The organism is Glycomyces sp. NPDC050141 (genome assembly GCF_055586545.1).
This window is the reverse complement of record NZ_JBVJHZ010000027.1, coordinates 50,712-73,179: the sequence shown is the minus strand read 5'-3', so window position 1 is coordinate 73,179 and position 22,468 is coordinate 50,712. Positions and strand designations below refer to the sequence as shown.

Below are 22,468 nucleotides of genomic sequence, written 5' to 3'. Positions count from 1 at the left end.
CAGGGTTCCTTCTCTACGCGTAGGGGTCGTCGTCTTCGTTGACGAAGCCCCACATGTTCTCGTCCTCGACCAGGTCGACGTCGGGTTCGCGCTCCTTGTCGTCCCCGCCCATGCCGCGCCCGGCCCCGGCACCGCCGCCTCCGCCCATCATGGACGTCGAGGAGCGGGGGCCGGCCTGTGCGGCAGCGGCGGCTCCGGCCGCTGCTGTCCCGAGGGCTGCGCCTCCCATCGAGCTGCCGTAGGCGCCAGCGGAACCTGTTGCAGCGGTTGAGGGTGCGGCGCCGCCGCCGAAGCCACCTCCGCCTCCGAAACCGCCGCCGGGGGTGGTGCTGGAGCCGCCGGAGGCGAGGCCGCCGCTCGGGTCCTCTTCGTCGTCGGGGTCGGGGTCGGGTTCGGGGGCGGGCTGGTCGGGTTCGGGGGTCTCGCCCGCGGGCGGGTCGAGGGAGGGGTCCTCACTGGCCATGGGCTGCGCGGTGCCGGTGGGCTGCTCCATCGCCGGGGACTCGAGGGTCATGTACGCAGGGTCGGCGGACGCCGGGTACTCCTTGTCGCTGCGCACGGTCCGGACGGACCGGTCCTCGGCGTCGGTGTCCATACTGCGCTGCTGAATGTCCTCATTGGATTCGGATTGGCGGGCGTCGTACGCGCCCCAGCTCGATTCGACGAGCGTCCCGTAGTGCTCCATCGCGTCGGTAACGGCGAGTTCCTTGGCCTCCACGACAGTGAGGCCCTTCGAAGGGTCGAGGCCGTCGCGCTCGATGTTCACCGGGCTCGCGTAGTAGTCGATGTAGTGGAGGATGCGCTCGTCGATGTAGTCGATGACCTCGGTCGCGAGCTCGGGTTCGGCCCCGCCGAGGGCGAGCACGTGCTCGGCGTCCTGGCAGGTGTACTCGATGCAGTCGCCGTGCCACCAGGCCGGCCTGACGTGCACGGACACCCAGCTGTGCCAGTCGCCGTCGATCCAGAACTGCGGTGCGGGGTAAGGGATCTCGCCCGAACCGCCGCCTTGGATCGAGTACAGGGCCTCCTCGGTCGACTGGAGGTTGGCGACGGTGGCGTCGACGTCCTCGATCAGGTCGTCGACGAGTTCGCGGGTCTGGGTGCAGGCCGCCTCGAAGGCGTCGAAGTCGGTGCCGGACCAGCCTTCTGCCAGGTCGTTCAGGTTCGACTTGATCTGCTCGGACCAGTCGGCGAGCTTCCCGGACACGTTGTCGGTCCACGCGTTGCGGAGCTTCTCGAGCGAGTGCGCGTCGGCGTACTCGGGACGCACGGCCGCGACGGCGGCGCGGAAGTCGGATTCTGTCGGGAACGCCATCCCGGCTTCCTTGGGGCGCAAGCGGTACAGCTGGCGTTCGACGGGGACGGCCGACATGAGCTGCTGCCAGTCCTTCTCCGCCGGGTGCTCGGTCGGGTTGCCGCAGTTGGCGTTCGAGCAGGCCGGACGCCCGGGGTCGACGGGCGGCGGGACGATCCCGGTGTTGTCCGGCGGGGGCGGAGGAGGCGGCGCGGCACCGCCGGCCGCGACATCGCCGAACGCGGGGGCGCCCATGGCGGGGGCGGCGGCGTCGAGGCCATCATAGGACTCGATCGAGTTGTCGCTCATCGATACGCACCTCGCGCCTTCAGGGGTGACCGGTTGCCTTCACGGTAGCAACAGGACGCCAACGATGGAACCGCTAGAACCACGTCACTGCTTGGGCGGGGCGTCGTCCCCGGTTTCCCAGTACCGGCCGGTGATCGCGCGTCGCAACCCGCCTCGGACGTCCGCGCGCGGGGCGGCCTGAGGATCGGAGGCCTTCGCCGGATCGAGCCTCTCGATCTTGCAGTGCCACAGGCGCAGTACCGGGCGAACGGGGTCGGGAACTGCCGTCACCGTCACCGCCAGGTCGATTCGAGCGACTTCACCTGGGCTGAGATTGATCTGAGCGGCGGCCTGGTGCGGCTCGTGCGCCTCGCCTTCGACCGGGAGCGGTGGCAAAGGTGTGCGCACTTCGAGCCTGTGGGTTCCCGGCGGGATCTCCAGCCACATGCGGGTCCAGAAGGCCCCCAACGGGACGCCGTCAAGGAGGAGTTCCGGCGGCGGCACGGCGTACCGGTGCCGGACCGGGACGATCTCGCCGATCGCGTCGAGGGTCTTGCCCTGGCTGCGGGTGATGACCCGCTGGCCCTCGGGCAGCTGCAACGCGAGCTCGGCTGAGGCGAGATCGGCCTTCAGGAAGCGCGCGTCGATGAGGATGCCGCCAGCGCCGGGGCCCGGTTCCGGGACCGGCCCGTCCCCGTCGAGCACGGTCGTGCCGCCGACCGCGAGCGGCGCTTCAGGGCCGAGGCGGTTGGCGCGCAGGTAGGTCCAGGCGACCCGGATGCCCCATCCGGCGGCGAGCGCTGCCCCGATGCCGATCCAGCCGCCGATCGCGAGCGCCATCGGCACGCCAAGCAGCAGCAGGGTGAACGCCAACGGGCCGAGGAAGATCAGCGTGAAGAGGGTGAGCGGGAATCCCAGCCGCTCGCGCGCATGCGCTGGCAGGTACTGGAAGTAGTTCAGGCGGCCGCGCGGGCCGATCGCGTATCCGGTGAGTTCGCGGAGGGCATGGGGCAGTTCGCCGTCGCCGTACGCGCGGTGGCTTTCGCCGAGCATCCCGATGTAGTCGATCTTCGCCGTGCCGCCAGCGCTGATGTCGACCGCCCGCCAGGCCCGCGAGTGCTGGGTCTGGACTTCGACGAGGTGTCGCCCGGCCGCGAGCGGGAGGCGGATGCGGCCCCATCCGGTCGCGACCGGTTCGCCGTCGACGAGGACGACCGGCACGAGGCTCGAGCGCAGGAAGCCGTCGCTCGCAACGGGATCGCCGGACTTCTCGCGGTCGAGGGCGATCTGCAGCCGCTTCGCCGGGTCGGTGATCAGCCAGCGTCCCGCGCACCAGCCGAGCCGCAGGTCGAGGGTCCCGCCGTTCGCGGCCGGGCGGGGTTCGCCGATCGGTGCGACGCTCCAGCCTCGCTTCGGCGCCCGGAAGACCGGGCTGAAGGAGGCGATCACGACCAGTCCAGGTCTTCGGGGTTCTTCATCGACTCGGGGGCGTTGTCCTCCCACAGCCAGTTCAGCAGCGAGTCGGGGGCGCCGAGCAGCGGCCCGCCGCCGTCGAAGCCTCCGGCGACCCCTTCGTCTTCGCCCTTGTACGTGGGGAACACCGCCGAGAGCGCCTGCACCGTATGGCCCGCGAACGCCCAGCCGCTCGTCATCGCGCCCGTGGCGTGTCTCCCGCCGGAGGTCATCGTGGCCGCGTTGAGGCCGTAGACGAGCAGGCCCTCGATCATGTTGGTCAGGCCCGCCCCGGCGATGTCGAGCGGGGAGACCGGGTTGCCCTTGGCTTTCTGGAACGCGAACGTGAAGATCGACATGGCGCCGGTGATCGCCGCGCACCCGGTCGAGATCGAGATGAGCGTGGCCTCGAAGCTCTTCGCGGTGGCGAGGAGCGCGGCGGCGGTGACGTTGGCGCTGGCCATGATCGCGGGGGCGCCGATGGAGGAGACGACCCCGGCCAGTGCGGCGGCGTAGGCGCCGAAGTACACCACCATGATCGCGGTCGCGGCGGTGAGGAAGAGCCAGAAGACGGTGAGCATGACGGCGAACGCGAGGAGCTGCGCGCCGACCAGGTAGGCGTTGACGGCGAGCTGGGTGAGCTGGGCCTTCACGTCAGCGGAAGCGGCTTTGAACGCCTCGGCGTCGTCGCCGGACCAGTGCTCGTCGTCGACCTTGTCGACCTCGGCCTGGAGCGCTTCGACCGCTTCGAGGTTCTTCTCCGCCAAGGCGATCCAGGCCCCGGCGCCCTTCATGATGTCGCCGGGGTTGCACTGGTTGAGGTAGACGACGGTGGCCAGCGCCTGCGTGGAGAGCCCGAAGGAGATGGCGGGCATGGCGATGCCGATGGCGCAGCTCTTGATGACGGCGTTGTACTCGCCGGCCATCGCCTCCCCGGCCTCCATGATGCTCTGCCCCGTGGACATGTCCCCCTCCGCTCCTATCCGTTCGCGCCGAACGCAGTGGCGCAGGCTTCGTCGGTGTCGTCCATATCCTGCGCGCACGCGTCAAGTGCGGCGTTGACCTCGCGAAAGCATTCGGCGGCTCCGGCCATGGACTCGGCGACGGTGGACGTGGCGATGGAGTACGCGGCGGCCATGGGGAGGGTGACGGTGGTGTAGAGGCCGCGGTCGATCTCGCTCATGACCTGGAGGTACTGGTCGGTGCTCTCCAGGATCGGGACGACGTTGGCCTCGATGTCGGCGCCGAGCCGGCGGACGAATTCGCTGTCGAAGACGCGGGTCATCGTTCTGCCTTTCGCTGGATGCTGTCGCTGAGGGCCTGGATGCGTGCGGCCATGTCGCCGGTGGTGCGGGCGGCGCGGTCGGCGGCGGCGGGGGCCTCTTCGGTCTTGCGGGCGAGGTCGGCGGGGAGGGCGCCGCGGGCGCGTGCTTCGGCGTTGCGGCGCAGGTCGTCGCGGGCGCGGGCGATGAGGTCGGTGAGGGCCTGGCCGAGGCCGTCGAGGCCGCGCTGGCGGGCGGCGGGTTCGATCCAGACGCGGGCGACGGCGCGTTCGGGGCTGGTGGTGACGGAGAGGTCGCCTTCGTCGCTGTGGACGGTGAGGTCGGCGTTGTCGGGGTCGGGCTTGGATCGGGCGGTCTGGGCGGCGCGCATGGTCTTGAGGACGCCGTCGAGGTGTCCGGCGAGGGCGCGGTCGTGTTCGGGGTCGCGGCTGAGGGTGGCGGCGGGGCCGACGCCGCCGGTGTGGCCGTCGATGCCGAGGCGGCCGCGCATCATGGCGGCGAAGGCCTCGTAGCCGCCGGTGGCGGCGGCCTGCTGGAGTTCGCCGATCGCTTTGATGCCGTTGGCTACTGCGGCGTCGGCTTCGGCGCCGGGGCGGGGCAGCTGCGCGGCGAGTTCGGTGACGAGGCGCGCGATGGTGCTGGGGGGCTGGCGGAAACCGGCGGCCGTCACCGCGACGATGATCTTGTCACCGTCGAGGCGCAGCGTCACATATTCATCGATGTCGGTGAAAATCTGGCCGGGTTCGGTCACAGTGGCGGCTCACTTCGGTGGACGTCACCCTGACAATACCGAACAAACTCGCGTCGGACGCACCGCTGCGCGGGCCGTAGGCGCGGCCGTTCGGGCAGCTCACCGGCGCGGCGGCCGTTATCCCAACCGGGCGTAGTGGACGGCGGCGATCTCGCCGACGACTTGTCCGGCGGCCGTTTGGGCACGGTTCACTGCGGCGGTGAGCTGTTCGGCGAGGGTGTGCCGGTCGGTGAGGTTGAGGACGTTGTTCTTCAGGAAGACGATGCCGGTGAGGCGCCCGCGCAGGTTGACGGCGAGTTTGCCGAGCCCGTCGTCGGTGGCGGCTTCGAAGCGCTCGTGTTCGCGGGCGGAGACGGCGAACTCGATGGCGGCGAGGACCTGCTCGGCGGGGGTCGAACCGCCGCCGAGGGCGCCGGTGCGGGTCGCGTACGCGCCTTGGCTTTCGGCGCGGGCGTCTTCGGCGTCGGCCCAGGCGAGTCCGATGGCGTCGGCAAGGCCGTGGTTGCCGAGGCGGGCGGCGTCGACGCCGAAGGCGAGTTCGCGGAGCTGCCCGGCGGTGTCGATGACGATCTCGGTGGTCTGGTCGGGGTCGCGGCCGGTGTAGCGGGCCTGCTGGAACTCGGCGAGCGCGGCCATGGCCTTCTGGGCTTCGCGTTGGGCGGCTTCGATTTCCTCGCGGCTGGGCGGGTCGGTGAGGAGGCGCTGGGCGTTCGCCCAGTTCTCGTTGCGGGGCACCACGTCGAGGGCGGCGCGGGCGTCCTCGATGCGCCGCTCGTAGTCGTCGGGGGCTTGGAACTGGAACGGCTCGGTCATCGTCACTTCCTAAGAGGCGCTGGCTAGGAGGGGCTGAGGGCGAGGGCGGTGCGGATGACGGCGTATCCGGCGGTGTCCTGGGCGATGACGGCGGTGTACATGGAGACGAGCGCGGTGGTGAACGCGATCGCGCCGGACTGGTAGGCGGCGAGGACGGCCGGGGCGCCGGGCCCGGCCGAGGAGACCTGGGACCACTGGCTGGGGCCGAGGATGACGAACGGTGTGGGCAGGACCCGGTAGCCGATGCCTTCGGCGGCCTGCTTGGTGGCTTTCATGGCGGTGCAGGTGGCCATGAGGGCCGCGCCCGTGCCTTCAAGGGCGCCAGCGCAGGTGAGCATGGCGGCGTCGCTGCGGCCGATGAACGCGGCGACCTCGACGGACCATTTAATGAGCTCCTGGTAGTCCTTGCCCTGCCAGGAGGCGGCGAGCCCGGCGACGGTCTGGCCGTAGGAGGCGCCGAGCTGGGTGAGCTGGGCGGCGGCGGAGCCGATGGAGACGCCGAGGGACATGAGCTCGGTCGGGTTGGCGTCGATGCACTGCTGGAAGGTGGGCACCGGGTCACACCCCGCCGGGGATCGTGGGGACTTTGAAGCCGTTGAGGTCGGACTCGATGGGTTTGAAGTCGCCTGCGGCGTCCTCGTCGGCCCGGTCCCAGTGGTCGGCGATGTCGTCGAGGACCTCGGCGGTGTCCTCCCAGTGGTCGTGGAGGTCCTGCATGTCCTCTTCGAGGTCGTCGGCGAAGTCCTTCGCGCCGTCGGCGCACATGAACCCGCGGTTGGCGCTCTCGGCCCGCTGCGCGGCCTGGACCGCGCTCTGCGGGAGGCTCTTCGCTTGGGACGCATACTGCTTCATCTGGGTCGAGGCGCTGCGTATCGACTGGCTCTCGACCTGCACGAGTCCGAACATGGCAAGCCTCCGTGGGGGTAGCGGTGCTCAGCCTCAAATTAACACACGCGCGCTCCGCGTCGGCCGCCGAAAAACGGGGTATCTCCGGTGCTTCCGCATTTGGCACGGGTCCTCTACATTGCAGGGGAAGCTTCCGGAACCCCCGCGGAAGGACCCCTGTTGACGACCAGCAAGCACTCATCGAGCCTGCCCAAGAGCAGCGCGCGCAAACCGACCGGCTCCGGACCGCCAGCGGCGCCCCCCGCCGCCCCGAGCGCCCCGCCGCCTCCGCCGAGTCCGCCGATCACCCCGCCGGACAAGGTCCCGGATCCGCGTCCGAGCCAGGCCGCGACGTTCTTGAACGGCGACTACAAGAAGGTCACGACCACCGACGACAGCACGGTGCTCTACCGCGCGCACGGCGGATCGGCCGGCCAGATCGGCGGTTTCTGGACCCGCAACCGCCCGACGTCCAGCGCCCAGGCCACTGAGGACCTCGCGATCCTGCCCGAATGGGGCGGCACGCAGGACGAGCTGTCGATGGTCCGGCTTCCCAAGGGCGTCACGTTCTTCGAGGGCAGGGCCGCGCCGCAGACCGCGACGGACGGCTCAGGACTGACCCTGGGCGGGGGAGGCAACCAAGTAATGTTCACGACCAGGGACATCCAGCCGGGATGGGTCACCTCGCTCGGGCCGCTGAGCTAGTGAAGGAGAGGCCGACAGCATGACTTCCGAACTCGATCCGGTGAACGGCTTCCGCGGCTGGGAGGACTACCGCGCCACGCTGCGGGCGGTGGACCGGCTCGTCGAAGCGGGGTCGCTGCGCCCGGTGGTCGGCGCGGGCGGTGAGGCCGCATTCGTCGACATCTACTACTTCGAGGGCGGCGACGGCGCGGTGTGGTGCCTGGAGGAGCCCGAACCTCCAGCCAGGGGCGGCCTGTTCAAGCTCAAGGAGGTCGGCGCGCAGTCGACCGACTGGCACGTGGTCGGCGGCCTGCGGCCGGTCGGTGACTTCCGCAGCTGGGGCCGGTTCCTGCGGTTCCTGACCTGGCTGGAGCGGGCGATGGCGGCGGCCGAGGTCGTGCCCGAGGACCTCGACGCCGACTTGACCGCGTTCGGCTCGACGCATGCGCTCGTCAGCCGTGACGGGAGCGCGTGGGAGCTCCGGGTGCCGGCGCCGAGCGAGAACGACTTCGGCTCCTTCAACCGCCTTCCCTGAGGCCGCTCGGTGAAGCGGGACGAGCTCGCCCGGCTGCTCGAAGCGGAGGGCGTCCGCGAGGACATGTACTGGCTCGAAGGCGGGCTGCCGAACGAGAACCACACGCTGGAGCAGCGGGAGGACGGCTGGGCCGTCTACTACTCGCAGCGCGGCGAGCGGTCCTCGGAGGAGGTCTTCGCGACCGAGGACGAGGCGTGCGCGGAGCTGTACAGCCGCATCATGGACGACCCGACCACGCGCTGACTCAGCGTTCGGCTTCGGCCTCCGTGCGGCCGTTCTCGCCGTTCTCCAAGGGCCACACGGTCGCTTCGACGGAGCCGACGAGTTCGAGCGGGCCGACGAGCGAGGCCGTGCGGGCGACGGTGAAGTCGTCGAGGGCGAGGAGGCTGATGCCGCCGCGGCTCTGGGCGACGGCGGCGTAGTACGCGCCGGTGCCGCGGTCCTGGAAGACCCAGCCGGGCCGGGTGTCGGTGGGGATGGTCGGCACTTTGGAGCGCGCCGACGGGAGGCTGCCCGTGGCGGTCGTGTCGGGCGCGTACGGCGATTGCGGTTCGTAGCCGGGGTGGCGCGGTTCGGGTGCGTGCGGGTAGTCCTGGGGCTCGGGTTCCATGGGGGTCTCCGTGTAGTCCGGCATCTGGTAGCGGGTCGGGTCGCCCGACACCGGGATCGGCGGCGGGTTCACCGGCTGGTCGGGAACGTTGATGAGCGTTCGCATCTCGACGTTCCCCGCAACGTAGCTCACCAGCCACAGCCCGAGCGCGAGGGCGGCGAGGTCGACGCCGACGGCGAGGAGCACGCGCAGGTTCGCGTTGAGCCCGGTGCCGAACTGCGCCAGGGAGAACAGCGCGGCGGCGAGGGCGAACACGACCAGGCCGAACAGGGCGCCGGTCATGACGACGGGGCGGCCGAAGCGCGGGACGGGCGCAGACGGCCACTTCTCTGAGGCCCGGACGCCGCCGAGGGCGGCGGCCGAGAGGGCGGCGACGGCGAGACCGGCGACGGCGAAGGCGATCGCTGCGGCGGTCAGCCGCCCGGCGATGTCGTCGATGTAGTCCATGATGGTCTCCGCGAGGTCGGTGCTCGGCCTGGTGGCCGGCGGTGTGGGCTGGATGCAGTTGTGCTGGACGGTGCCGCGTCGTCGGGCTCTATTGTGCGGTGCCGGGGCGTCTCCGAGCGTAGGACACCGGCCTCCCCGAGTTTAGTGTCGGATTGCCGACACGGAGTGATCGCGTCCATCGGATTGCCTTTCCCCCGCGAATCGGATTCACTGTCTTCTGGCAGCGCTTGCAGTCGCTCATCGGCAGGACGACGGTGCGTTCTGTCAGGGCTGCGGCATATGATGAGGGCAGACCCCGCAATGGGTTGGGAGACAAGAAACATGAGTGAAAATTGCGTTACGTGAGACTGTAGTGACTCCTGTGACGGAAGGATGGGACTGACGATGATGAGCGAGACACTCTGGACGGTTGCCGCGCACGCCCAGGCCGGCGCCGAGATCAATACGCAGGGGATCATCGGGTTCTTCCTGTCGAAGATCGCCCCGATCCTCCTGGCGATCCTCGGACTCATCTTCATCGCGCGCTCCAACAAGGGCGAGGTCAGCCGCGTGCTCACCTCCTCCACGATCGCGATCATCGGCATCGCCTTCATCGCCGGAGCCGTGGTCCTGGTGGCCGTCGGCAGCGGCCTGGTCGACGTCCTCTTCAGCTCCGAGGATTAAGAGCCCCCACATTGCCCCTGAAGTAAGGCCGGACGGAGGACGCCCATGCGCTTGCGCACCGACGACGACATCTACCGTGCCCGGCTGCTGTACCTCGGCCCTCCCGGGTACACCCTCCCCGTCCACCTCCCCTACGGGCAGTACGGGGCCTTCGCCGCGCTGCTCGCGCTGTTCATGCTGCTCCGCTGGGCCTTCACCGGCGACGTGGACCTCTTCCCCGCCATCGAGATCTCCCTCGCCCTCGTCGCCACCTCGCTGATCTTCCGCTACGTCGACTCCGACCGCCCCGCGACGACCGTCGTCCGCACGCTGCTCACCGACTGGAAGCACACGCGCGACGCCGGCGACGAGAAGCGGATACCGGCGTTCACGACCCGTTCGATCCGCTTGCGGCCCACACTCGTGGAGCCCGTCCGAACTGAGGAGCGCCTATGAGCGGCGAGGATCGCCGACAGCCCGTCGCCAAGTTCTCCGCCCCCCGGCCGCCCGCGCCCGTGCGGGACCGGGAGCGGTCCGGCGATCTCGGCGACGACGCCACGGCCTTGGCTGACGCAGTCTTCAAGGCTGAGCCAGTGAAGGCGCACCGCTCGGCGAGCCCGCCCGTGCAGGGTCCTACGCAGCCGGGCCCGGCCGCCACACCGTCCCCAGTAGACCCGATGCGACACGCCTCGCCACCTGCGTCGATGACGCCGCCCGCGGCCGGTCGTCCACAGGGTTATCCCCAGGGTTATCCACAGAATCCGGGGAGTTATCCACAGGGATATCAACAGCGGTACCCACAGGCTCCCACCAGCGGAAATCCACAGGGTTATCCACAGCACAACGGAAGTTATCCACAGCAGGGGCAGAGTTATCCACAGGCTGTTGACCAGCGGCGCGGGAATGTTTCCACAGGTCGTACAGCAGCTGAACAAAAGGGTGCACAAAGGGTGCCGGGCCAGGACCTCGTCCCGGTCAAGCAGGCCCGCGCCGAGGCCGCGCTGCTCGACACCGCCGACCACAAGCCGACCCGCGTCAAGCCGCTGCCGCGCGACAAGGAGAAGCAGCCGCTCCGCGAGCTGAGCCTCACCGAGATCGCCGGGCACGCCACGTTCACGCCCGCCTCGGTCACCGCCTGGTACAAGCTGCCCGGCGTGCGCTGGTCCTTCCGGCCCGACCTCGAACGCGAGGCGCTCATCGTCGCCATCGCCGAGCAGTTCGCCGGACTCGCGGGCATGCGCGTCCACCTGCGCCGCACCACCCGGCCGTTCCCGGCCGACCAGTGGGCCCGCACCGTCGACCAGTACACCGCCCGCCCGCTGCGCACCGTCCCCGGCGGCACTAGCTGGGCCGACCACCTCGTGGCCGCCCAGCGCCACCTGCAGCAGCTCTCGCACGCCGAGGGCGAGACGTTCCTCGGCATCACCTTCAGCCGCCGCGGCGCCCTCGACCAGCTGGGCGAGAAGGTCGGCCGCATGTTCGGCCGCGGCACCAAGCTCTCCGAGCGCGAGAAGATCGAGAAGCGCAGCCTCCAGTTCGACGAGGTCCTCGGCTCCTTCGGCGTCCGCGCCCGCCGCGCCACCACCGCCGAGCTCGAATGGCTCGTCTACCGCTCGGTGGCCCTCGGCATGGCCCCGCCGCGCCTGCTCTCTGGCTCGAACGGCGAGTGGGAGTCCGGCGACGTCCTGGCCCTCACCGAGTCGATCGAGCGCTACCGCAGCCCGTACGGCTCCACGGTGAAGCTCGTCAACCGGCTCACCGGCGAGGAGAAGCACACCGCGGTCCTCACCGTCGGCCGCATGGAGGAGCTGGAGATCCCCCAGCGCCACGAGCCGTGGCTGCACTTCCACGAGCGCTGCCCGTGGCCCGTCGAGATCTCCAGCCGCATCGACATCCTCGGCCCCGGCGAGGCCTTCCGCGACCTCGACCACCGCCTGCGCCTCATCCGCAGCCAGCAGCGCGACTACGACGAGCACGCGATGGACGCCCCGCCGGAGCTCCAGCGCCTCGCCGAACGCGCCCTCGGCGTCGGCGACGAGATGACCACCGGCCTGCCGATCGACGCCGCGCGCGCCCACGGCTGGCACCGCATCGCCGTCACCGCGGACACCAAGGAAGAGTGCCTGGAGCGCGCCCGCACGCTCATGCAGATGTACCAGCGGGACATGCGCATCAGCCTCCAGCACCCGAAGAACCAGGACTGGCTCGCCCGCGAGTTCATCCCCGGCGAACCGGTCGCGCAGACCGGGTACGTGCGGCGCATGCCCGTGAAGCTCTTCGCGGCCGCGCTCCCGCAAGCGGCGTCCACTGTGGGCGACCAGCGCGGGGACCTCATCGGCCGCACAGCGGGCACGTGCCGCCGCCCGGTCTTCCTCGACATGCACTTCGCCACCGAGGTCCGCGAGAAGTCCGGCCTCTCGGTCTTCGTCGCCGAACCCGGCGGCGGCAAATCCACGCTCATGGGCGCGATCGGCTACCTCGCGGCCCGCCGCGGCGTCCAGGTCACGCTCCTGGACCCGTCCGGTCCGCTCGCGCGGCTGTGCGAGATGCCCGAGCTCAAGCCGTACTCGCGGGTCCTCAACCTCACGGGTTCGGAGTACGGGACGCTCGCGCCGTACGCGCTCATCCCCTCGCCCAGGCGCGAGCACTTCGACGACTCGCCCGACGGCCAGCGCGACTACGACATCGCGGTCTCCAACGCCCGCAGCGAAAGGCGCATGCTCGTGCAGGACATCTGCGCGATGCTCCTGCCGCCGCAGATCCAGCGCGAGGCGAGCACGGCCCGCCTCCTGCGCCACGCGGCCCGGCACGTCCCGGCCGAGGAGGACTCGACGATCGAGGACATCGTCGAGACCCTGCAGGACGCCGAGGACCACGTCACCGGCGACGGCGCCGAACTCGCCGCGCTCCTGCTCGACACCGCCGAGATGCCGCTCGCGAAGCTGTTCTTCGGCAACCCCGACAAGGGCGTCCTGGAGGACGACACCGCGCTCACGGTCATCACGATGTCCGGCCTGCGCCTGCCCGACCTCGGGATCGAGCGCGAGTACTGGAGCGCTGAAGAGGCCCTGGCGCTGCCGATGCTCCACACCGCGCACCGCCTCGCCGTGCGCCGCGCGTACGGCGGGGACATGCACCGCCGCAAGCTCGTCGGCCTCGACGAGGCGCACTTCATGGAGGGCTGGAAGTCCGGCCGCTCGTTCCTGGTCCGCCTCGCCCGCGACTCCCGTAAATGGAACCTCGCGGCGCTGGTGGCGAGCCAGAACCCGAAGGACATCCTCGGGCTCGACGTGCAGAACCTCGTCTCCACGGTCTTCGTCGGCCGCATCGCCGAGGACCGCGAGGTCGCCGAGGAGGCGCTGAAGCTGCTGCGCGTGCCCACGGGGGTCGGGTACGAGAGCGTCCTCGCCTCACTGTCTGAAGTGGACGCCGCCGAGACGCAGAAGCTCTCCTACCGCGAGTTCGTCATGCGCGACGTCGACGGACGCGTCCAGCGCATCCGCGCCGACTTCAGCTGGGTCCGCAACCTGCTCGAGTACCTGAACACCACGCCCGGGGAGGCGAAGTGACCGACCCCTCCGCCGATCACGACCTTGCACATCCGAAACACCAGCACCGACGACCCGGCCTCGCCAAGCGCGCGGCCGGACGCCTCGGCCGCATCCTGCTCGCCTTGACGGCGGCGGCCGGTGCCCTGGTTTTCACGCCGGGAATGGCTGGGGCGCAGGCAGAGGCGGAGGGGTGCACGGACTACGAGTGGCACACCGCGTGGTCCCAGTGCGTCGAGCAGCTGCCCAAGGGCCAAGAGCTTCCCTGCGAGGCCGCGCCCCAACCGGCCTCGCCCGACTCGGGCATGGCGGGCTGGTTCGCCGACCCGAGCGACCTCGACAAGAGCGAGGGCATCGGCAACTACAGCCGCTACGGCTACGCCGGTTACCAGCTCCCGATGTACGGCTCCCAAGAAGCCTCGATCGGCGGCGGCTGTGTAGACACGGTCGCCATCCCCAACGGCGCCGACACCGCGAACGCCTTGGCGAACATGGAGTTCAACCTGACGATCGCCACGGTCGGCGCGGCGAACTCGATGCGCCAGGCCGCATGGGAGCCCGACAACATGTGGGGCTGGTCCAACGAGTTCATGGAGCAGGGCACCGAGCTCCTGTACCGCCAGATCTTCACCGTCTTCGGTGCGGTCACGGTCGGTCTCATCGGCCTCTACCTGCTTTGGCGCTCAAAGCAGGCCGACATGAACAACGCGGTCACCACGGTGGCCTGGGCCGTGCTCATCCTCGTGCTCGTCACCGCAGTGGTGCGCTGGCCGGTCAAGGCCGCCGAGTACACCGACCAGGCGCTGACTATCGGCATGAACCTCAGCACGGTGCTCATCAACGACGACCAGGTCGAAGGCTGCATCCGTGAAAACGGGATGACCCAGGAACGCTATGACGAGCTCAAGGAGCTCAACGGCGAGAACTTCTGCATAGACACCCGCAACGCCTCGGTGGTCGCCTCCGACACTGTCGCCGGTCAGGTGCTCTACCAGAACTGGCTGCGGACCATGCTCGGCCAGAGCGAAGAGGTCACTTTCCAAGAGCGCGACGGCAAACCCGTCGAGGACGCCGACGGCAACCCGATCGTCACCGAGTCCAACGCCGCCTACAAGTACGGTCCGGCGCTCTTTGCCGCTACGGCGTTCTCCTGGCAGGAGGCCGAGGAAGCGGACGACTCCCCGACCTACCGCAACGACCTCATCGAGGAGAAGCAGGAGAACTGGCGGAACCTGGTCGCCCAGATCCAGACCGAGGACCCCGAGGCCTACGCGAACATCAGCGGCCAGCGCGCCTGGGAACGCACCGGCACCGGTTTCCTCGCTCTGCTGACCGCGATCTTCTTCACGCTCTTCGACCTCACGGCCTCGATCCTGATCATCCTGGGGTTCATGATCGTGCGGTTCGCGATCGTGGCCCTGCCGATCATCGGCACGATCGCGCTCCTGCGCCCTGCCGGTGGGCCGTTCAAACGCCTGGTCAACACGGTCCTCGGCGCGATCATCAACGTTGCGATCTTCTCGCTCGCAGCGGTGATCTACATCTGGGCTTCGAGTCGAATCCTCGGCACCGCAATGCCCGTATGGCTTCAGGTCGTCCTCATTGGCCTCCTTGGCGTCGCCGCCTGGCTGCTCCTACGCCCCGGCCGACGCATCGCCGGGCTCGTCGCGGGCGGCGGCGTGGCCGACTCCCTCCTCGGCAGGCGCACCACCGAGACCGAGCGAGAAGCCGAACGTGAACGCGAGCGCGAACGGACTTCGCGCCGCCGCGACGACGCACGGCCCGAAGAGGTCGCCGATTCCGTGCGCACCCCGCGCAGCGGCTCTGACACCCTGCCCGAGCAGAAGACGGGAGCCGACCAACCGGCCGGCACCGGCGGCACTACGTCAAGTGGTGGCGGAAGCTCCGGTGGTGGAGAGGTCTACCGGCCTTCGAGAAAAGAGTGACCGATGAACCGAGCCCTCCGGATCATCTTCTCCCGCTATGGGATCGTAGTCATCATCCTGGTCCTCGTGCTGGGCGTGATCGCCCTGGCCTCGCAGCGGCGCCAGACCCCGCTCGACGGAACCGATTCCAGCAGCGGAGGCTCGAGCTCGGAAGCGAGTTCCGAGGCCTTCACTGAAGACGACGGCCTCGCGACCGAGAACTGCGAAGGCGACGACTGCTACCCGGAAGAGGAACTACCGCAGGAAGCGATCGACCGCTCGGTCGAGTTCGCCCAGGCCTGGCTCAACCCGGACGGCTACGGCACCAGCAGCTGGTACGGCTCGATCGCGCCGTTCCTCACCGACAACCAGGCCGAGTTGATGCAGGGCGTCGACCCGGTCTCGGTGCCCGCCAAGGACATCACCGGTGAACCGGTCCCGGACGGCGCAGAGGTCAACATCCCGATGGACACGGGCACGCTGATCCTCACCATGACTGAAGGCTCCAACGACTGGACCGACCTCGACTGGCTGGTCTCGGCTATCGACTGGGAGCAGTCATGAGCAGCATCGACCACGACGACGCGACCGCGAAGGAACGCTCGGCGGACCCCAAGCCCCCCAAGGTGCCCAAGAAGCTGCGGCCGTTGCTGTGGACCCTCACGGTCCTCACCGTCTGCTGCCTCGGTGCGGTCGTCTCGATCGTGCAATTGCTGTCCGACCAGTCGAACGGCGAGGACGGGACCGTGACCCTCGCGGGCTGCGGCACGAACTCCACGGTCGACCCGAACGCCGAGTTCCCTGCGATCGACCCGTACAGCGCCGAGCAGGTCAAGAACGCCGCGATCATCATCTCCGTCGGGCAGGATCTCGAGATCCCGGCCCGGGGCTGGATCATCGCGGTCGCGACCGCGATGCAGGAATCGCGGCTCACGAACCTCGGCCACCTAGGCGACCAGAACGACCACGACTCCCTGGGCCTGTTCCAGCAGCGACCGTCTTCGGGTTGGGGCACACCGGAACAGGTCACCGACCCGGTCTATTCGTCGACGAAGTTCTACAACAAGCTCGTGACCATCGACAACTGGGAGACGCTGCCGCTCACCGTTGCGGCCCAGCGCGTCCAGATCTCCGCTTTCCCCGATGCGTACGCCAAGCACGAGCCGAAAGCCACCGAGATCGTCAACACCCTGACCGGCGGCGGCGGGCGTGTTGCAGCCGTCTCGACGCAGCTCGGCACCTGCACGCAGCCGGGCGAACTCTCCGCCTCGGGCTGGATGATTCCCGTTGAAGGCCCGATCAACTCGGGCTTCAGGACCGCCGAGCGGCCGACCCACAACGGCGTCGACATCGGCGCGCCGCGCGGCGCCACGATCGTGGCCGCTGCGGCGGGCACCGTGATCACCTCCGAATGCAACGCGAGCCTCTACGGCGCGCCCTACTCCTGCAACCAGGACGGGTCTCCGGAGGTAGCCGGGTGCGGCTGGTACGTCAACATCGTGCACGCCGGTGACTACCTGACCCGCTACTGCCACATGGGATCAGCGCCGCTGGTGAAGGAGGGCGACGTGGTCCAGGCCGGTCAGATCCTCGGCTATGTCGGCTCTTCGGGCAGATCGAGCGGCCCGCACCTCCACTTCGAGACGCACCTGAACGCCGACCGCTCCCCCGCTGGCGCAGTCGACCCGATCGACTTCATGAACCAGATGGGCGCCCCCCTCGAATAGTCAAGAGGCCGTGTACGACGATCGCAGGTTGGCATCGTTCAGAAACGGATCGTGATTGACAGCGCGTTCACGCGCTGTTAGCGTTGCGACAATCCATTTCGCTCAATAGCCTGCGTTCCTCTCGGGGCCGGAATACGTTCCGGCGCAGTGAAACCGCTCCCCTACACCCCCGTACCCCACAAGTACGAAACCTCTGACCACCTGCCGTTTGCCTCGCGCCTGGCAGGCGGTGTTCATCGTGCCTGCCCTCGATTCCCATCTCCAATACCCCCATCGGGCCGCATGCATACGCGGCCCGACTCCTCGAAGAGACAGGAGAACTCGTTGTTGACAGCGTTCGAAGACAAGACGGCCGCGAGAATCGTCGGATTCTGCGCCGTGGTGCTCGTGGTCCTGGCGGCTACCGCCGGGATCGCTTGGGCCGCTTACACAGACAACATGTACCCGACTCAGTACGCCAACTCCGGGTGCTTCTCTGAAGAACCCAACGCCCGACAGTCCACCTGCCGCACCGACAACGCCACCCTCACCTACTACATGGACAGCGGCGGCGACTTCGAACTCGAGACGCCGGACAAGGACGACGTCCGCGAGACGATGTCCTCGGATTACAACCCGACCGATCTCTCGGTGTCATACGACTCCACGCCCTCGTTCTCCGGAAGCGCCGAGACCGACATCATCTACCAAGAGGGCTCTGAAGCCATCCCTTCCGGGCTTGACGGCATGACATGGTGCAACAACGCCGTGAACCTCGACGAATGCGACCAGCAGTTCGTGCGGATCCGCGGCGCCGGCTCTTACACACGCGGCCTGGCCTGCCATGAGACCGGCCATGCGGTCGGCCTCGTCCACGGAAACGTCTCCTCGCCGATCAGATCCAACACCGACAGCCAGTTGGGTTGCATGCAGACTCCAGTCGGCTCCAGCACCGCACTTGGAGCCAACAACAAAGAGAACATCAACAACGAGTACTAGGGAGACGACAATGAAGCGAATTCCCCTTATCGTCTCCGCTGGAACGGTAATGGTCACAGCAGGAGCCGTCGGACTCGCGATCGCCGGGCTCGCCGCCCCGGGACCTCCCGAGACGGTCCTTCCCGAACCCGGCGTCGTGATGGTCGAAGGCGCCGACCACCTGCCGAGTGAGACCGCCGCTGACTGGGTGACCTACGCCGACCATGTGGTCGTGGTGAACGCGGTCGCCGAAACTGCAGTCCCTCCGACACAGATTGAACTCGATCGCGGCGAAGGCCTCATCGGCCGCACCGTGACGCTCGAAGTCTCCGAGGTGCTCTGGTCGCGCGAGGGCGCCCTCATGGAAGCACCGGCCACCTGGGAGTACACCGCGATCGGCGCACAGTTCGTCGAGGGCGACACCGCCGCACCGCTGGAAATGGCGCTGCACGAGCGGCCGCGAGTCGAGGTCGGCCACACCTATGTCATGGCGATCCGCTGGGAGGTGGAGCGCTGCGAAGACGGCGAATCCGAACCCGCCCAGTGGCGCGGCCTCGGCGAAGGATCTGAGATCCCCTTCGACGACGCCACGCTCGGCAACGGCGAGCTGGAGGGCGAAATCCAGAGCGCAGAGCAATTCGCGGCTGCCGCAGCTGAGGAGACCGCCCTCGGACTAGAAGAACAGGTCGCCGGTCAGACAGCCGATGCCTTGGTCAGCGAGCTTGAAGCCGCCACACCTGTGGCGACTGAAGCTCAGATCGACGCGCTCGCTGCGACCTCCGACTGTGGCTGACCTTCAGTTGAAGTAGCTGCGCTTGGGGCAGCCGGTGCCGGATTTGGAGACCGGCTGCCCCAAGCGCGGAAAACAATTGGGCCTAGCCCCGAACGTTTTGACCGACTTCCCCGTCATAGGTATCGACAGTGAGGAGGAGACCGCCATGGCAAGACCACGCAGCGCGAAGAAGGCCGATCGCGGCACCTCGCTCCTCACCGACCAGCAGGACGTTTCGCGCGTTCGCGCGGTGCTCGCCCTCGGCGGCGTGCCTTGGGACGATCTCGATGACGCGCTCCAGGAAGTTCGCCTGAAACTCCTGCAAGCCAGTTCGGGGCAAGCAGCCGAATCAATCAGAAACCACGGTGCCTGGAGTTCGGTCGTCGCCTCCCGAGTAGCGGCTGACTGGCATCGCTCCCGGAACCGAGACAACGGACTCCGGGATCGGCTGGCCGCCCGATGGGCCGAGCGACCACCGGCCCACCCGCAGGAGGAGCGCGATCTCGCTCTGGCGGTCGCTGCCCGCCTGGACCTCCTGACGGACCTCCAACGGCAGGTGGTGGCCTTGCGGTTTTATGTCGATCTGCCGGTCCGGGACATCGCGACGCTGCTTGAGATCCCTGAAGGTACGGTGAAAAGCCGATTGAACTCGGCCGTCACCGCACTTCGGAATGGCTTCAACACGGAGGAGATCCGATGACGGACAAGAAGTCGGAACCGACCGAGTCGGATCTGCGTCGAGCGGTCAACTTGATCGGAAACGAAGCCGGTGCAGGCACTCGAAAGCGACCATCCGGCGGATTGATCGCCGGACTGGCGCTCGCGGCCGTCTTCATGGCCTTCGGCGGGTTCATCCTCTTCACGGTCGACTTCAACGGGGGTGACGACAGCGAGCAGCCGTTTGTCCACAGCCTCAACGAAGCTGAGAACATCGCCTGCTCGCAGTTCATTGCGGTCGGCACGATCGTCTCGGTCGAGCCGGCCGATGCCGATGACCGCGTCATCGTGAAGTTCGAGGTGGAACAGCCGCTCAAACCGGGTGATGCCCTGGGCCTCGTGGAGTTGGAGATGCCTGACCCGGGGGTGTCCGATCCTGCGAGCGCCCTCCAAGCCGACGATCGCGTGCTACTGGAAGTTCCACGGCGAGAAGACCTTTCACCGGCCGTCTACCGGGGCACTTACCTTGACTCGCGAGTCGCGGAGATTCAGCAGTACCTCGATGCCGCCGCCACGACCGAATGCCCGCCCCAGTTCCAGGAGGGCGGCAGCACCGTCGAGGTGGAGGAGCATCCGGGCGACGCGGGATGACGAAGCCCTAGAGCCGTTGGGCGGCAAGGACCGGTGCAACTCGGACTTTGAAGACTTGGATAATGAAAAGGTCGGCGCACTGCCCCACCGCGGTGCGCCGACCTGCCTCTAATTCCCCGCTCAAGCTTCGCAGCCGCTCGCGATGGATTTCCAGACCGACACGGCTTCGGCGATAATTTTCTCCGCGTGCTTGTTGGCCCACTCCACTTCCATTGGGGCGCAGACCCTCAGGCCCGGCTCGTCGGTGTCGAGCCGGATCACCGATCCGAGCGGTTCGGTCTTCAGCTCCCATGCCCGCGCCATTGTGATGCGAAAGCGCGCTTGGGAAGGGAATGCCGCGAAGTAGAGTCTCCGCCCGCCGATGACGGCCGCGAAATGCAGGCCGTCCAGATCCTCTTCGACCGCGCCCGCGTGTCGCGGTTCAACGAACTCGTAGCTCACAGCACCACCGCCTCGCGGAACGCTTGGCGCTCATCGAAATGTCGCTCCCAGTTGCCCAGGTAAGGGCTGATGGGGTTGGTTCGTTGCGGCCCTTGGAAGGGCACTCCAGCCAGCAGCGGGCGCGTTGACGCCTTGGCCGGAGCGGCCACAGTTCGGAGCGGCACGGTCGGGCTTTCGATGACCGTGAACTCCTCCGCCCTGTCGATCCCGAGCACTCGGAAGAGGAAGGCCCGCAGGGCAACCCAGAATTGGAACCAGCGGTCACCGAAGGTGGTCGTAGCGATGAAGTGTGCGTGGTACAGCTCCTGCGAGCCGACCAGGAAGCGGGTCCAGGCATCCTCGCGGAGCTTGCCGAAGTCGTAGCGGTCTTCGTTGTCGTCCTCCCAGAACCGGCGGCGGTGACGCACCGGCGGCTCGGGCGGCTCGTTGCCGCTGCGCCCGGGAGTCGGGCGACGCCCTTCGGCCCCTTCGGGGGTGGGGCCGGGTGACGGTCGGTTCGCGCGCTCGGATCGGGGTTGCACGGGTTCGGGTTCAGGGGATGCGTCGGGCAGTTCGCCTCGGCGGTGGCGGCCGGTTCTGTTGTCGGGACACCACTCCGGCGACCCGAACGGGCCGGGGTCGAGCGGATCGTGCGGGCGGTCGCGGTCGATGATCCACGTGTCGCCGGGCCGGTGCCGCAGATGCGGGGGCTCGTAGCGCGGGGATCGCGGGTCCGATTCGGGGATGGTCGGGTCGGAGGAATCGGGGTCGTAGCGGTACGCGCCGGGTGAGTTCGGGTCGACTGCGGCGGCGTAAACCACCTGCTCAAGGTATGCGGGAACGCCCGGTCGACGGTTCTGGTTCGCCCCGGAATGGCTGTTTGCGGGCAGCCCGAAATCGAGTATGGTCGTAGTTGCCAAGGGAGCTTGCTCCTCTGGTTTAAGGGGCCGCCCGGTGGTACTTGTTTGGCGACTAGTGGGCCACCGGGCGGCAGTCGAATCACTGCCATGTTCAGTTAGTAGCTAGACCTCGCACACGCGGATCAACCGGAAGTGCGGGGACGCGCTGACCAAATGGTGAGCGAACTTCCCCCGTTTGTCAACCGCCACTTCCGGCGTGTCGCGAAGTCTCAAGTGGACCTACCTTCTGAGACATTCAGAGGAGTCCATCTCCTCCCGCGAGCGAGGCAACGCAATCTCCTTGAACCCCAACAGTAAATGCGAAGTCTTCCTCGATCGCGCCGCTCTTCAGCTTCACTTCGACGTCGAAGGTCGTGATCGAGGTCTCTGAGGACTCATTCTGCTCGAGCCCGTTGAGGAAAGCGGTGGCTTCGCCGTTCGTCGTCGACCACTCGGTGATCGCCGCATCCAGCTCCACAGGCGTTGTGCCCGTATAAGAGTCGCATTGAAAGCCGCTGGCGACCTGCGGCTCGCGATCGACGACCATCGACCGCATGAATTCGGTGGCAAGAGTCTTGGGGTCAACGGCCTCACCCGTGCTCTCCCCCGGACTGGGTTCCTCGTCCTCGACCTGAACCGCGTTCGAAACGCAGTAGGTTCCATCCGTTTCCTGGACGGTGACAATGAAGTCTTCGCTGCGCTGGTTGCCCTTGTAGATATAGAAGACCGTGCTCGCGAGCGCGATGCCGTCCGAACTCGGGACCGGGTCGCCTATGTCGAGGTCGATATCCGTGATCCCGCCGAGGTCATCGGAGTAGGAGTCGCGAATCGCGTCGAGATCCGAGGGCGCAAGCTCAGGGGAAGCGTCCTCGCACAGCGCCGCACTGGCTCGATCAGGATCTTCATTAGAGCCGTAGCGAAGATAGCGCAGCGCGGCCCCGTTCGCATCGGTGGCGGCTTCGTCTCGCGGGTCGACGTTCTCCGGGTTGCCGCTCGCTGCGAAGCCCGGGGCCACCCAGGCTCCCAGGGACAGAGCGACGACCCAGGCCGCGGCCATGACGCCGACCCTGCCCCATTTCCTTGGGGGGTCGGCGAACTCGGTGTCCTTGTGGTCGTCGACCGCGACTACTCGATACTGCTTGCCGTCCGCGCTGCGGACGGTCGACGCGCCCGTACCACGGCGCGAGCGACGAGCGGTGCGAACGACACGCCGGAACAACCTACCCAT

The 22,468-nt window shown here is 68.2% G+C and carries 25 protein-coding genes; 13 read left to right on the top strand and 12 right to left on the bottom strand.

The genetic code is table 11. The features are described 5' to 3' along the window. Nucleotides 1-13: 13 nt before the first annotated feature. The 8 genes from ACZ60M_RS16955 to ACZ60M_RS16920 all read right to left on the bottom strand — a co-directional run bounded on the left by ACZ60M_RS16955 (nt 14) and on the right by ACZ60M_RS16920 (nt 6,787). The gene (locus tag ACZ60M_RS16955; protein ID WP_465419059.1) at nt 14-1,603 is read right to left on the bottom strand and encodes a WXG100 family type VII secretion target; all 1,590 of its coding nucleotides are present in this window, start codon (nt 1,601-1,603) and stop codon (nt 14-16) included. 84 nt (nt 1,604-1,687) lie between these two features. Next, the gene (locus ACZ60M_RS16950; protein WP_465419058.1) at nt 1,688-3,031 is read right to left on the bottom strand and encodes a hypothetical protein; all 1,344 of its coding nucleotides are present in this window, start codon (nt 3,029-3,031) and stop codon (nt 1,688-1,690) included. Further along, nucleotides 3,028-3,999: a hypothetical protein gene (locus ACZ60M_RS16945; protein WP_465419056.1), complete on the bottom strand. Its 972-nt coding sequence runs from the start codon at nt 3,997-3,999 to the stop codon at nt 3,028-3,030. Before ACZ60M_RS16945 ends, ACZ60M_RS16950 begins: the two co-directional genes overlap by 4 nt. A gap of 14 nt (nt 4,000-4,013) precedes the next feature. Then, a complete protein-coding gene (locus ACZ60M_RS16940; protein WP_465419055.1) occupies nt 4,014-4,319 on the bottom strand; it encodes a hypothetical protein in 306 nt (101 codons plus the stop codon). Beyond that, nucleotides 4,316-5,068, bottom strand: coding sequence for a hypothetical protein (locus ACZ60M_RS16935; RefSeq protein WP_465419053.1), 753 nt, complete (start codon nt 5,066-5,068; stop codon nt 4,316-4,318). Before ACZ60M_RS16935 ends, ACZ60M_RS16940 begins: the two co-directional genes overlap by 4 nt. A 117-nt stretch (nt 5,069-5,185) precedes the next feature. Next, nucleotides 5,186-5,881 carry a hypothetical protein gene (locus tag ACZ60M_RS16930; protein ID WP_465419051.1) on the bottom strand — a complete coding sequence of 232 codons (696 nt, stop codon included), beginning with the start codon at nt 5,879-5,881 and terminating at the stop codon, nt 5,186-5,188. A gap of 23 nt (nt 5,882-5,904) precedes the next feature. Continuing rightward, nucleotides 5,905-6,435: a hypothetical protein gene (locus ACZ60M_RS16925; RefSeq protein WP_465419050.1), complete on the bottom strand. Its 531-nt coding sequence runs from the start codon at nt 6,433-6,435 to the stop codon at nt 5,905-5,907. Nucleotides 6,436-6,439: 4 nt separating this feature from the next. After that, nucleotides 6,440-6,787, bottom strand: coding sequence for a type VII secretion target (locus tag ACZ60M_RS16920; RefSeq protein ID WP_465419048.1), 348 nt, complete (start codon nt 6,785-6,787; stop codon nt 6,440-6,442). Nucleotides 6,788-6,946: 159 nt separating this feature from the next. Here ACZ60M_RS16920 and ACZ60M_RS16915 point away from each other — a divergent pair, with 159 nt between their 5' ends. From ACZ60M_RS16915 to ACZ60M_RS16905, 3 genes are read left to right on the top strand one after another with little or no spacing between them, the layout of a single operon-like run. Beyond that, nucleotides 6,947-7,471, top strand: coding sequence for a hypothetical protein (locus ACZ60M_RS16915; RefSeq protein WP_465419046.1), 525 nt, complete (start codon nt 6,947-6,949; stop codon nt 7,469-7,471). A 19-nt stretch (nt 7,472-7,490) separates the two neighbouring features. Beyond that, entirely contained in the window at nt 7,491-7,985 is a 495-nt protein-coding gene (locus ACZ60M_RS16910) for a hypothetical protein (protein ID WP_465419044.1), read from the top strand. 9 nt (nt 7,986-7,994) lie between these two features. Beyond that, complete coding sequence (locus tag ACZ60M_RS16905; protein ID WP_465419042.1) at nt 7,995-8,228, top strand: hypothetical protein; 234 nt, start codon at nt 7,995-7,997, stop codon at nt 8,226-8,228. A gap of 1 nt (nt 8,229) precedes the next feature. Here the strand turns inward: ACZ60M_RS16905 and ACZ60M_RS16900 are convergent, their stop codons facing one another. Beyond that, nucleotides 8,230-9,042 carry a hypothetical protein gene (locus ACZ60M_RS16900; RefSeq protein WP_465419040.1) on the bottom strand — a complete coding sequence of 271 codons (813 nt, stop codon included), beginning with the start codon at nt 9,040-9,042 and terminating at the stop codon, nt 8,230-8,232. 387 nt (nt 9,043-9,429) lie between these two features. On the opposite strand from ACZ60M_RS16900, the gene ACZ60M_RS16895 reads away from it, so the two are divergent. The 10 genes from ACZ60M_RS16895 to ACZ60M_RS16850 all read left to right on the top strand — a co-directional run bounded on the left by ACZ60M_RS16895 (nt 9,430) and on the right by ACZ60M_RS16850 (nt 19,921). Beyond that, nucleotides 9,430-9,705, top strand: coding sequence for a hypothetical protein (locus ACZ60M_RS16895; RefSeq protein ID WP_270116960.1), 276 nt, complete (start codon nt 9,430-9,432; stop codon nt 9,703-9,705). A 45-nt stretch (nt 9,706-9,750) separates the two neighbouring features. Then, nucleotides 9,751-10,140: a hypothetical protein gene (locus ACZ60M_RS16890; RefSeq protein WP_465419038.1), complete on the top strand. Its 390-nt coding sequence runs from the start codon at nt 9,751-9,753 to the stop codon at nt 10,138-10,140. Between the two features lie 221 nt (nt 10,141-10,361). Next, nucleotides 10,362-13,253, top strand: coding sequence for an ATP-binding protein (locus tag ACZ60M_RS16885; protein ID WP_465419079.1), 2,892 nt, complete (start codon nt 10,362-10,364; stop codon nt 13,251-13,253). Then, nucleotides 13,250-15,178: an MFS transporter gene (locus ACZ60M_RS16880; RefSeq protein WP_465419036.1), complete on the top strand. Its 1,929-nt coding sequence runs from the start codon at nt 13,250-13,252 to the stop codon at nt 15,176-15,178. Before ACZ60M_RS16885 ends, ACZ60M_RS16880 begins: the two co-directional genes overlap by 4 nt. Nucleotides 15,179-15,181: 3 nt before the next feature. Continuing rightward, a complete protein-coding gene (locus ACZ60M_RS16875) occupies nt 15,182-15,721 on the top strand; it encodes a hypothetical protein (protein WP_465419034.1) in 540 nt (179 codons plus the stop codon). Then, nucleotides 15,718-16,884: a M23 family metallopeptidase gene (locus tag ACZ60M_RS16870; RefSeq protein WP_465419032.1), complete on the top strand. Its 1,167-nt coding sequence runs from the start codon at nt 15,718-15,720 to the stop codon at nt 16,882-16,884. Before ACZ60M_RS16875 ends, ACZ60M_RS16870 begins: the two co-directional genes overlap by 4 nt. A gap of 327 nt (nt 16,885-17,211) precedes the next feature. Further along, nucleotides 17,212-17,862 (top strand): hypothetical protein, encoded by a 651-nt coding sequence (locus ACZ60M_RS16865; protein WP_465419030.1) that lies wholly within the window; start codon nt 17,212-17,214, stop codon nt 17,860-17,862. Between the two features lie 49 nt (nt 17,863-17,911). Then, nucleotides 17,912-18,634 carry a hypothetical protein gene (locus tag ACZ60M_RS16860; protein ID WP_465419028.1) on the top strand — a complete coding sequence of 241 codons (723 nt, stop codon included), beginning with the start codon at nt 17,912-17,914 and terminating at the stop codon, nt 18,632-18,634. Between the two features lie 145 nt (nt 18,635-18,779). Then, nucleotides 18,780-19,313: an RNA polymerase sigma factor gene (locus tag ACZ60M_RS16855; RefSeq protein ID WP_465419026.1), complete on the top strand. Its 534-nt coding sequence runs from the start codon at nt 18,780-18,782 to the stop codon at nt 19,311-19,313. Next, nucleotides 19,310-19,921 carry a hypothetical protein gene (locus ACZ60M_RS16850; protein ID WP_465419025.1) on the top strand — a complete coding sequence of 204 codons (612 nt, stop codon included), beginning with the start codon at nt 19,310-19,312 and terminating at the stop codon, nt 19,919-19,921. The genes ACZ60M_RS16855 and ACZ60M_RS16850 overlap by 4 nt, the downstream gene beginning before the upstream one ends. Nucleotides 19,922-20,041: 120 nt before the next feature. On the opposite strand, the gene ACZ60M_RS16845 is transcribed toward ACZ60M_RS16850, so the two are convergent. From ACZ60M_RS16845 to ACZ60M_RS16835, 3 genes are all read right to left on the bottom strand, one after another. Beyond that, a complete protein-coding gene (locus tag ACZ60M_RS16845; protein ID WP_465419023.1) occupies nt 20,042-20,362 on the bottom strand; it encodes a hypothetical protein in 321 nt (106 codons plus the stop codon). Continuing rightward, nucleotides 20,359-21,162 (bottom strand): hypothetical protein, encoded by an 804-nt coding sequence (locus ACZ60M_RS16840; protein WP_465419022.1) that lies wholly within the window; start codon nt 21,160-21,162, stop codon nt 20,359-20,361. Before ACZ60M_RS16840 ends, ACZ60M_RS16845 begins: the two co-directional genes overlap by 4 nt. A gap of 334 nt (nt 21,163-21,496) precedes the next feature. Beyond that, nucleotides 21,497-22,468: a hypothetical protein gene (locus tag ACZ60M_RS16835; RefSeq protein WP_465419020.1), complete on the bottom strand. Its 972-nt coding sequence runs from the start codon at nt 22,466-22,468 to the stop codon at nt 21,497-21,499.

Bases quoted from the DNA above. Each gene is read 5' to 3' on its own strand.
- ACZ60M_RS16955 (WP_465419059.1), bottom strand. From the start codon at position 1,603: ATGAGCGACAACTCGATCGAGTCCTATGATGGCCTCGACGCCGCCGCC.
- ACZ60M_RS16945 (WP_465419056.1), bottom strand. From the start codon at position 3,999: ATGTCCACGGGGCAGAGCATCATGGAGGCCGGGGAGGCGATGGCCGGC.
- ACZ60M_RS16940 (WP_465419055.1), bottom strand. From the start codon at position 4,319: ATGACCCGCGTCTTCGACAGCGAATTCGTCCGCCGGCTCGGCGCCGAC.
- ACZ60M_RS16930 (WP_465419051.1), bottom strand. From the start codon at position 5,881: ATGACCGAGCCGTTCCAGTTCCAAGCCCCCGACGACTACGAGCGGCGC.
- ACZ60M_RS16920 (WP_465419048.1), bottom strand. From the start codon at position 6,787: ATGTTCGGACTCGTGCAGGTCGAGAGCCAGTCGATACGCAGCGCCTCG.
- ACZ60M_RS16910 (WP_465419044.1), top strand. From the start codon at position 7,491: ATGACTTCCGAACTCGATCCGGTGAACGGCTTCCGCGGCTGGGAGGAC.
- ACZ60M_RS16900 (WP_465419040.1), bottom strand. From the start codon at position 9,042: ATGGACTACATCGACGACATCGCCGGGCGGCTGACCGCCGCAGCGATC.
- ACZ60M_RS16895 (WP_270116960.1), top strand. From the start codon at position 9,430: ATGAGCGAGACACTCTGGACGGTTGCCGCGCACGCCCAGGCCGGCGCC.
- ACZ60M_RS16890 (WP_465419038.1), top strand. From the start codon at position 9,751: ATGCGCTTGCGCACCGACGACGACATCTACCGTGCCCGGCTGCTGTAC.
- ACZ60M_RS16885 (WP_465419079.1), top strand. From the start codon at position 10,362: ATGCGACACGCCTCGCCACCTGCGTCGATGACGCCGCCCGCGGCCGGT.
- ACZ60M_RS16875 (WP_465419034.1), top strand. From the start codon at position 15,182: ATGAACCGAGCCCTCCGGATCATCTTCTCCCGCTATGGGATCGTAGTC.
- ACZ60M_RS16870 (WP_465419032.1), top strand. From the start codon at position 15,718: ATGAGCAGCATCGACCACGACGACGCGACCGCGAAGGAACGCTCGGCG.
- ACZ60M_RS16860 (WP_465419028.1), top strand. From the start codon at position 17,912: ATGGTCACAGCAGGAGCCGTCGGACTCGCGATCGCCGGGCTCGCCGCC.
- ACZ60M_RS16855 (WP_465419026.1), top strand. From the start codon at position 18,780: ATGGCAAGACCACGCAGCGCGAAGAAGGCCGATCGCGGCACCTCGCTC.
- ACZ60M_RS16850 (WP_465419025.1), top strand. From the start codon at position 19,310: ATGACGGACAAGAAGTCGGAACCGACCGAGTCGGATCTGCGTCGAGCG.
- ACZ60M_RS16835 (WP_465419020.1), bottom strand. From the start codon at position 22,468: ATGGGTAGGTTGTTCCGGCGTGTCGTTCGCACCGCTCGTCGCTCGCGC.